Origin of the sequence: Bowmanella denitrificans, assembly GCF_039522935.1 — a bacterium.
Taxonomy (GTDB): domain Bacteria; phylum Pseudomonadota; class Gammaproteobacteria; order Enterobacterales; family Alteromonadaceae; genus Bowmanella; species Bowmanella denitrificans.
In genome coordinates, this window is sequence record NZ_BAAAEI010000006.1 from 218,622 (window position 1) to 227,249 (window position 8,628).

8 protein-coding genes are annotated in these 8,628 nt (G+C 46.8%); 2 read left to right on the plus strand and 6 right to left on the minus strand.

The annotated features are described in order from the left end of the window. The first annotated feature begins 2 nt into the window (after positions 1–2). Positions 3–920: a tRNA 2-thiocytidine(32) synthetase TtcA gene (ttcA, locus tag ABD028_RS03965; RefSeq protein WP_343842024.1), complete on the plus strand. Its 918-nt coding sequence runs from the start codon at positions 3–5 to the stop codon at positions 918–920. A gap of 34 nt (positions 921–954) precedes the next feature. Here the strand turns inward: ttcA and ABD028_RS03970 are convergent, their stop codons facing one another. The 6 genes from ABD028_RS03970 to ABD028_RS03995 all read right to left on the minus strand — a co-directional run bounded on the left by ABD028_RS03970 (position 955) and on the right by ABD028_RS03995 (position 5,646). Beyond that, the gene (locus tag ABD028_RS03970; RefSeq protein WP_343842026.1) at positions 955–1,602 is read right to left on the minus strand and encodes a DUF2987 domain-containing protein; all 648 of its coding nucleotides are present in this window, start codon (positions 1,600–1,602) and stop codon (positions 955–957) included. Beyond that, positions 1,599–2,396, minus strand: a complete 798-nt coding sequence (locus tag ABD028_RS03975) for a glucosaminidase domain-containing protein (protein ID WP_343842028.1) — start codon at positions 2,394–2,396, stop codon at positions 1,599–1,601. The genes ABD028_RS03970 and ABD028_RS03975 overlap by 4 nt, the downstream gene beginning before the upstream one ends. Continuing rightward, complete coding sequence (locus ABD028_RS03980; RefSeq protein WP_146027113.1) at positions 2,371–3,117, minus strand: hypothetical protein; 747 nt, start codon at positions 3,115–3,117, stop codon at positions 2,371–2,373. Before ABD028_RS03980 ends, ABD028_RS03975 begins: the two co-directional genes overlap by 26 nt. A gap of 141 nt (positions 3,118–3,258) precedes the next feature. Then, positions 3,259–3,894 carry a LysE family translocator gene (locus ABD028_RS03985; protein WP_343842031.1) on the minus strand — a complete coding sequence of 212 codons (636 nt, stop codon included), beginning with the start codon at positions 3,892–3,894 and terminating at the stop codon, positions 3,259–3,261. Positions 3,895–3,904: 10 nt separating this feature from the next. After that, on the minus strand, positions 3,905–4,615 hold the full coding sequence (cobB, locus tag ABD028_RS03990; protein WP_343842034.1) for a Sir2 family NAD+-dependent deacetylase: 711 nt from the start codon (positions 4,613–4,615) through the stop codon (positions 3,905–3,907). Continuing rightward, on the minus strand, positions 4,612–5,646 hold the full coding sequence (locus tag ABD028_RS03995) for a LacI family DNA-binding transcriptional regulator (protein WP_102795456.1): 1,035 nt from the start codon (positions 5,644–5,646) through the stop codon (positions 4,612–4,614). The genes cobB and ABD028_RS03995 overlap by 4 nt, the downstream gene beginning before the upstream one ends. 351 nt (positions 5,647–5,997) lie before the next feature. On the opposite strand from ABD028_RS03995, the gene ABD028_RS04000 reads away from it, so the two are divergent. Further along, positions 5,998–8,628, plus strand: a 2,631-nt coding sequence (locus ABD028_RS04000) for a TonB-dependent receptor (RefSeq protein WP_343842038.1), incomplete at its 3' end; no start/stop codon positions are given.

The following is an 8,628-nucleotide window of genomic DNA, read 5'->3' on the forward strand; positions in this document are numbered from 1 at the left end:
CCATGACGCGATTAGAAGATTTAACCGCTAAACAGAAATACGCTTTCAATAAACTCCAGAAACGACTGCGCCGCTGCGCGGGGAAAGCCATTGACGATTTCAATATGATTGAGCATGGCGATAAAGTTATGGTGTGTTTGTCTGGCGGCAAAGACAGTTATGCGATGCTGGATATTCTGCGTTATCTGCAAAAAGTGGCACCTATTCAGTTCGAACTGGTGGCCGTCAATCTTGATCAGAAGCAACCTGGATTCCCTGCTCATGTATTGCCGGCCTACCTGGACAGCCAGGGCGTTGACTATAAAATCGTCACCGAAGACACCTACAGTATCGTTAAGGAAAAGATCCCCGAGGGCAAAACAACCTGTTCGCTATGTTCCAGATTAAGACGTGGCATTCTTTATCGTACCGCCACAGAGTTGGGCGCCACCAAGATTGCCTTGGGACACCACCGTGATGACATGCTGGAAACACTGTTTCTCAACATGTTTTATGGCGGAAAATTAAAGTCTATGCCACCTAAGCTGGTTAGCGATGATGGTAAGCAAATGGTCATTCGCCCTCTGGCGTACTGCGCTGAAAAAGACCTGGAGCGATATGCAGAGTTAATGGAATTTCCAATTATTCCCTGTAATCTTTGCGGCTCTCAGGAGAATCTGCAGCGCAAAGTCATCAAGCAAATGCTGCAGCAGTGGGATAAACAATATCCCGGCAGGATTGAGAATATGGCAAGAGCGTTGCAAAGTGTCACGCCGTCACACTTGGCGGATCCTGCTCTGTTTAACTTCGCCGACCTGAAAACCCAGGAACATCCGTTTGAAGATGGCGACATTGGCTTTGATCAGCCAGACATTAGGCCACCTCAAAATCCTGCCGACATAGATGAAGAACAAATAGTTCAAATCGTACAGCTAAGCTAATGTGCTTGTTTGGGAAGGGGTGCCCTTCCCTTCTTTACTCGGTTATCGCCGTAATGCGGTACGGCCTTACAGGTAAACGCAACTGACCTTTGTTTTCCAACCAGTCTTTACTTAGACGTAGCTCGCCTTCGCGTATAGACAGATCAGGTTGTAATTTGTCGTTCAGCCAGATAGCGTCAGACGCCATATTTTTATCAAAGTGAAGCACCAATCCCTTTACTGATGGCATCATAAACGCCAGAAAGCTGCCCATGGAATCAAAAAACTCGGTGTACTGATCATACAGCAAAACTAGCTCCTGCAGGTCGTACGCTGTTTTCAGGTACTCTGCTTTAGTTTCCAGTTGCACTGACATGTCACATTGATTTACCGGTTCGGTTAATTCAAATCTTGCAACGGCTTTAGCCAGGCTCAGAGCTTTTTCAGAAGGCACCGTGAACCTTTGTTCTTGCGTTATCTGCAAAGGAATATCCTGCTTTTGGGTATGCAGATAAGCGGATTCAAGGTGACACATTTGCTTGCTTTGGTGATGCATAAAGCCAAAGGCAAATTGCAAGGCCGACAGTTCGTCCTTATCCAGCTTACGTGTATGGCTATACAATGTAGCGTAATCCAGTTCCAGTGACTCAGCCGCTAAAGCTGCACCGGAGAAGGCCATAAGACCAAGAAAAAGCATTCTCATGAATTTAAATATTTCCTGTTAACTCGAATCATCTGCAGTAACTCATCAATATAATCCTGACCACGCTCTGAGTATCCCATCAGTCCTTCCACCAGATATTCAGCGGTAACGGTTTGCTGATTTCGACGTAAACCCGCCCGGATCCCACGCAGTTCGCTGTAGGCATAATGACTGTTGATATTGGTGAGATAGGCCTGAACAGCATGAGATAAATCGCGGAATCGGGCTACCTCATGGCCAGCATCTTCTTCTCGCTGCCGAGGTACAAACCCGCACCCTTTTCTAAAGCACCACATACCGAAAAAATTGTATCCCTGCCGGGCAAATCTGGAGGTTCCCCAAGCGGATTCATTAGCGGCCTGCACCAACACCAGTTCTACCGGAACGATATCTACCCGCCTTAACAACCGGTTGATACTGTCTATATCTGCGGGCGCTTTAGCCAGTTTGTATGTTTGACTGAGTTTTTCCAGTTTGCGCTTCTGCAACTGGGTTAGCGGTTGCCCGTCGATCATTTTTTGCCGAATGGCCTGCAACATATTCCTGTCATGCAAGATGAGCTGATTGTGGTATTCCACCGCTGGCCGGAGATAATCGAAGAATGCCTGTTTCTTTTCTTCTACATTTTCAAAAGCATTAAAATCAGGCACCGGCATGGCCAATTGCTTGGGCTCCGGCAACAGTCCTTGTTCCTCTCTGTGTAAAAATGGATAGACTAGCGCAAACCCAACGACTGCAATGAAGACCGCTCTAATTACCCAGCCAGCATCAGGCATGGAAAATTGATTCACCATTTTGAGAATCTCCGCTTTGTCCGGTCAGGCGCACTGCCACACCGAATATCTCTCTGTATAGCACGCCTTTGGTGTTGTAGTAAAAGGGGGCAACCCAGATCATGGCAATACCAAAAGTCAGGACAACCAATACAAACAACAAAGCAAACAACAGATAGAGCAGGATAAATTGCTGCCACTTAAAGCTGACGACCCGAATGGACACATAGATCGCCCGTAGCGGCGTCATGCCTTTTTCCACCACCAGTGGTAGCACGAAACTGCAGGCAATCATGAGGTAAAGTCCAGGAACAATCATTAATAGCAGGCCAATCTCCACAATTAAACTGACCATTAAGGCACTTAATGAGAGCAACAAGGCTTTGGACAAAAAATGAAACAGATGAGATGGACGGGAACGACCGCCAACAGCATGATTGACCCCCATCATCATTAGGCCGGTAATTAAAGGGGCGGTCAGTAAGGTAAGAAGAATCTCTGTCATTAACTGAACATTTGGAGCCATTAAATCCAATCCCTTTAGCTGAGCAATCTGGGCAAGCACCATCACTGCCAGCAAAGCTAAAGAGAAAACCAACAAAATGGCTTGTACCATCACCCATTTAGTTACATGGGTGATATCCCATGCCTCCTTCAAGAGACCTTTAAGATCCAGGGTGAAATCACCTGCCATGGCCTTTGCCAGACTACCGCCGAGAATGAGTGATTTGTTTTCTTCCAATGTTTAAGACCTGAAGCATATACAACGGGCATATCATACCAGTTCAGAACCGGAATAAGTGAAATGCTTAGGAGAATAGGTCCCAACAGACCAGAAATTAGTCTCTGAGGGCTGATTAGTCCGCTTGAGATTCACTTTCAGCTAATTTCCAATCACTAATTTCACTGCCAGTAAAATTAACAATATACCCATTAAGCGATCAAACCAGAATCCCTTGCTTTGCAGGAAACGTCTGACAGGTTGTGCGGCCAATAAGAAAGACAGGGCAATAAACCAGAGTCCCGTTGCAAACGCCAGGTATACACCATAAAACAGCTTAACCTGCATAGGGGTTGTAACAGAAATCACTACTGCAAACAGGGACAAAAAAAACAGCGTCGCTTTCGGATTTAATCCATTTGTGACGAAACCAACAACAAAGGCCTTGCCGTCTGAGATTTGCCCTTTTTGCGCATTGCTTGCTGATTTACCGGCAGCGCTACTGCCAATAGCTTTAAATCCTATATACGCAAGATAGGCTGCCGCTGCATAACTAAGCACATTAAACAACCAAGGTGTGGTTTGGATCAGCAGGCCGATACCCAATAACGAATATGCAACATGTAAGAGAATAGCCAGTCCGATACCTATGCTGGTGTATATTGCGGCACGTCTGCCGTAGCTGACACTGTGCTTTAACACAATCGCAAAATCAGGGCCCGGGCTGGCTACCGCTAAAAGGTGAACGGTAGCAATAGCTAAAAACTCCAGCCAGTATGGCTGCATTTGTTCCAACATCAACAACACTCTATTGGGAATACGGTAATAAAAGTTCTTCAACAAACCTAGGGACTATTTTCGTTGCCCTACCCTGTCGTTTCTCAATAAACAATCCGTCACTGGCATCCAGATTGAGTTCGACTGTATAAGCTCCCGCCCAACTTGCTTCGGCAACAAAACCCGCAGCAGGATATACCGTGCCTGAGGTGCCGATGGATATAAATAGATCTGCCCGGGCTATCGCCGCTAAGATCTCATCCATAAACAATGGCATTTCGCCAAACCAGACGATATGGGGGCGCAGCGTACTAGCCGGGTGACAACAAGGGCAACGATCCTGTGCGTTGAAGCTTGCGGTCATTAGGTGCACCAGACCGCTTCGGGTACATCTGGCTTTAAGTAACTCGCCATGCATAGGTAGTACCCTTTGGCTGCCAGCAGTTTGATGCAGGTTATCGACGTTTTGGGTGACCAGCAGAAAGTCACCTTCACAAGCTTGTTCCAACCTTGCCAAGGCAAAATGCGCAGCATTGGGCTTCACAGAGCCATCAAGAAGTTGCTGACGTCTTTGGTTGTAAAAGCGGTAAACCAAATCAGGATTTGCCTTGAAAGCTTCCGGTGTAGCCACGTCCTCAACCTGATGATGTTCCCACAAACCATCATTGTCGCGAAAGGTTTTCAATCCGGATTCAGCGGATATACCTGCACCAGTGAGGACAACAATATTTTTGTATTTCATGCAGTTTGACGTTGTGTGGATTCTCTGATTACCAACTCCGGCTCAAAATGCTGGTGAACGGTTTCCAATTTACCCTTACCTGATCGCTGAATCATAATTTGTGAAATAAGCAGACTGGCAGCTTTTTTGGCAATTAAATTGGTGGGCTGTGCTGCAGTAGTGAGTTTCGGCCAGGTTTGGCGCGAAAAGGGACTGTCCTCAAAACCTGCAATGGATACCTGCTCCGGCACCGAAACATTGCTCAACCGTGCAGCAAATAGCGCACCCGCTGCAATCTCATCGTTACAGGCAAAAATGGCGCTGGGCGGTTTGGCCAGCGACAGCAAGTGCTTCGCGCCTTTTACACCCGACTCAAACGAGTAACGGCCATCATAAAGATAGTCAGGATTAAAGGTGATGCCTGCATCTTCTATGGCTGCCCGATAACCATTCAAACGCTCGTCGGTAGAGCGGTGACCTTTATCACCACTGATAAACGCAATATCCCGGTGGCCTAAATCGATCAGATGGCGGGTGATTTGATAGGCTGCTTCATGGTCATGCACAAAGATACAGGGTGTTTTCTCCGGTTTATGGCCTGAGCCTGAGATAATTCGCACAAACTGAATATCCATTTCACCCAATGCATCTAACACGTCAGGCATTTCCGATAAAGGCGGAGAGATCACCAGCCCGGCCAGTTGCGACTTAGTAATCATGGTTTTTAGTTCATCAACTATCGTGGGTGAATTTGCATTGCAGGGGTGAATAATCAGCTCATAGCCCTTGTCACGGCACTCAGCCAGAATGCCATTTTGCATATCGATAACATAATACGCATTGGGGTTGTCGTACACATACCCCATGGTATAGGAGCGAGTTCCTGCCAAGTTACGCGCGGCCAGATTTGGCTCGTACTGTAACTGCCGAATGGCATCGTTGACCTTCTCAATCGTGTCAGCCCTGACAGCCGCTTCTTTGTTAATCACCCGTGACACCGTCTTAATTGACACTCCAGCCAATTGGGCCACGTCCTTAATAGTTGATTTCATTTGGGTTCTCTCGACTCAATTGGCAGTTAGTAAACATGATGATTAGCATAAATGCCAGTCCTTTACTTATGGATGTTGCAAATCCTGCGATGTCGTATGTCACTAACAACTGACTAGCGTAAAAAGTAACATCCATTCAGCGCTACTTAACCCAGCCAGACAGACAAGTTGTTACAATTGAAAGGTAACACTTGTAATTTCATTGTAAGAAACACATTGATAGTTCATTAACTATGCGGTAATTTCGCACTTAATGACAGCGTTGTCATGATGTGACAACGGCGCTGTCATTTTTAATAACAGCAAATGACAACGCTGTCACTCACACAAAACAATTCATGAGAGGGCATCATGACTTCAATAAGACTGAACAAAGTAACACAGGGCTTGTGCTTAGCATTGGCACTTGGCAGCACTACAGCCAGCCAAGTGGTAATAGCTCAGGAATCAGCATCAGGCGCAACGGATTCGGTGGAAACCATTCAGGTTCGTGGCATCCGTCGTTCTCTGGAAGCTTCGATGAATACCAAGCGATTCGCCAACACAGTGGTTGACGCCATAACATCAGAAGACATCGGTAAATTTCCAGACAAAAATATTGGTGATGCGCTTCAACGTATCTCTGGTGTAACAGTGGATCGCCAGTACGGCGAAGTAAGCGGCGTAACCATTCGCGGCACTGCACCTGAGCAAAGCAGAATTCTGCTGAATGGCAATACGGTAGCCAGTACTTCCTGGTATGACTTAGGGCCGGCGACACGTACTTTTAATATGGAGCTGTTGTCCGCGGAGCAAGTATCTGCAGTTGAAGTCCATAAAACCCCAGAAGCTGCATTAGAAGAAGGCGCATTAGGTGGCACAGTAAACCTAACAACCCGCAAGCCCCTTGGGCTGGATGCAAACACCTTCATGATCTCTGGTGAATTGGCGCGAGGTTCTTTATACGATGAAACTGATCCGGGTTTGTCAGGACTGGCCAGTTGGAAAAATGAAGCATCCTCTTTCGGTGTACTAGCCGCCTACTCCATTGAGCAACTTACTTCAGGGCGACATGTACTTGAGTCATTGAGTGGCTATTATGAGTATTTTCCTGAAAGTCAGGACACCGGCCAAGAGTCTACCGTTGGCGCCTGGGGCATTGGTTCACAAGCTTTTAAAGCAGAACGTGAAAGAACCAGTGCTCAGGTTACGCTTCAATTTGCACCTACAGATTCTGTTGATGTCTCACTAGATTACTTTAGATTCGAGTTTGACAATCCTCATGTAAACCACAACTTCCTGACGGTTAGTGCTCGTGGTGCTGGAGCCACAGATGTGCAAAACAATGCTAAAGGCGGCACTGAGAAGGCAACAATTCTTCCGGCATATGCCTCAATTATTTACAACCCGGTTGTCCGCCATGCCGTCAATATGAAGGCTGATGTACTAAATCTGACTCACGCTTATACTGGTGACGGATTCAAAGTCTCCGGCACTATTGGCCGCTCTACCTCAGAAGGTGGCACACAAGGAGGTTCTTCATCCTGGTGGATCCCTGCGACGGATGAAGGCGACAGAATCGGCGATCCAGCTTTTCCAAATCAGGGCAGCGTAGACGGTGGCTTCACCTATGATGCAACAGGACCATACCAGGTATGGTTAACGTCCTTAGATGCAACAGATGCCAGCCAGTTAAAACATGCGCAAGAAGCCAACTATGAGACCACAGTGCAGAAGCACGATGTCAACTATGCGCAATTAGACTTGAGCATCGATCTTGAAGATGGATTCTTCACTAAAGTTGAAACTGGTGTGAAGTTCAACAGTAGTGATTTCGCCAGAACAGCATTTAATCGTAATCCTGCAGAAATCATCGGATTTGTACCCAACGGTAACCTGAGTAACTGGACAGGTGGCATACTGTCCGGATTGCACTCACAAACATCGGGCCATACTCTGAGCAGCTACGCTTACTTAGATGAAGACAAATGGTGGGATTTCATCAGCCAGAAGTATCAAAATGGTGAGTTAGTAGAAGTCGCTAATCTGGGAAATACCTTCGAAATCAACGAAGACATGCTGGCATATTATGTTCAGGCTGACTTCGCAGGGGAAAACCTTCGCGGTAATATCGGTCTTCGGTACGTAGACACCGATCAGGCTTCTCGTGGCTTTGCTGGTGGTCAGGCGTTTTCTGATGATGTGAGTTACGACAATTGGCTACCCAGCATAAACGTTGCCTATGATTTGACCGATGATGTGATTTTGCGTGCAGGCGCTTCCTCGGTTATGGCTCGTACCAACTATAGCGATCTGAAGCCAGGCCTGGCGATAGATGCAAACATTGGTAGTGCGCAAGGTGGTAACCCCAGCCTTAAACCCTATGAAGCTGACCAGGTAGATGTGGCGGCAGAGTGGTACTTCTCACCCTCCTCTATGGCCTCTGCGGCGTTGTTTTACAAAGATATCGCCAATGTAGTTTTCAATTCGGAAAGCATCCAATTTGTTGAAGGTTGTGGTGCATCAGAAGCCGATTGGGGCAAGTGCCGCGTCACTCAGCCACAAAATGGCGGTGAAGGAAAAGTCACAGGTCTGGAACTTCAGTTACAACATACTTTTGACAATGGTGTTGGCTTTATAACCAACTACACCTACGTGGATAGTGAAACTACCCGACCTGATGGTTCCAAAGAAATGGTACCAGGCGTTTCTGAAAATTCATTCAATGGTTCGGTATTCTTTGAAAACGAATTGTTGAGTGCCCGCCTGGCGTATAACTGGCGCTCTGAATGGGTTGGCGTTGGTGCCGTACAGTCTGTAAGAAACGACAGTTACCAGCAGGTGGATGCCTCAGTAACCTGGCATGTTACGGATGCGTTGGATGTAACATTGGAAGGGGTTAACCTGACTAATGAAACTATTGAGTCGTACGACATCAACTATGACCTGACGCAAAACACCATTGAATTTGGCTCTCGTTACTATTTAAGTGCGAGCTACAAA

Coding starts and splice junctions, on each gene's coding strand:
- ttcA (WP_343842024.1), top strand. CDS start 3: ATGACGCGATTAGAAGATTTAACCGCTAAACAGAAATACGCTTTCAAT.
- ABD028_RS03970 (WP_343842026.1), bottom strand. CDS start 1,602: ATGAGAATGCTTTTTCTTGGTCTTATGGCCTTCTCCGGTGCAGCTTTA.
- ABD028_RS03975 (WP_343842028.1), bottom strand. CDS start 2,396: ATGGTGAATCAATTTTCCATGCCTGATGCTGGCTGGGTAATTAGAGCG.
- ABD028_RS03985 (WP_343842031.1), bottom strand. CDS start 3,894: ATGTTGGAACAAATGCAGCCATACTGGCTGGAGTTTTTAGCTATTGCT.
- cobB (WP_343842034.1), bottom strand. CDS start 4,615: ATGAAATACAAAAATATTGTTGTCCTCACTGGTGCAGGTATATCCGCT.
- ABD028_RS03995 (WP_102795456.1), bottom strand. CDS start 5,646: ATGAAATCAACTATTAAGGACGTGGCCCAATTGGCTGGAGTGTCAATT.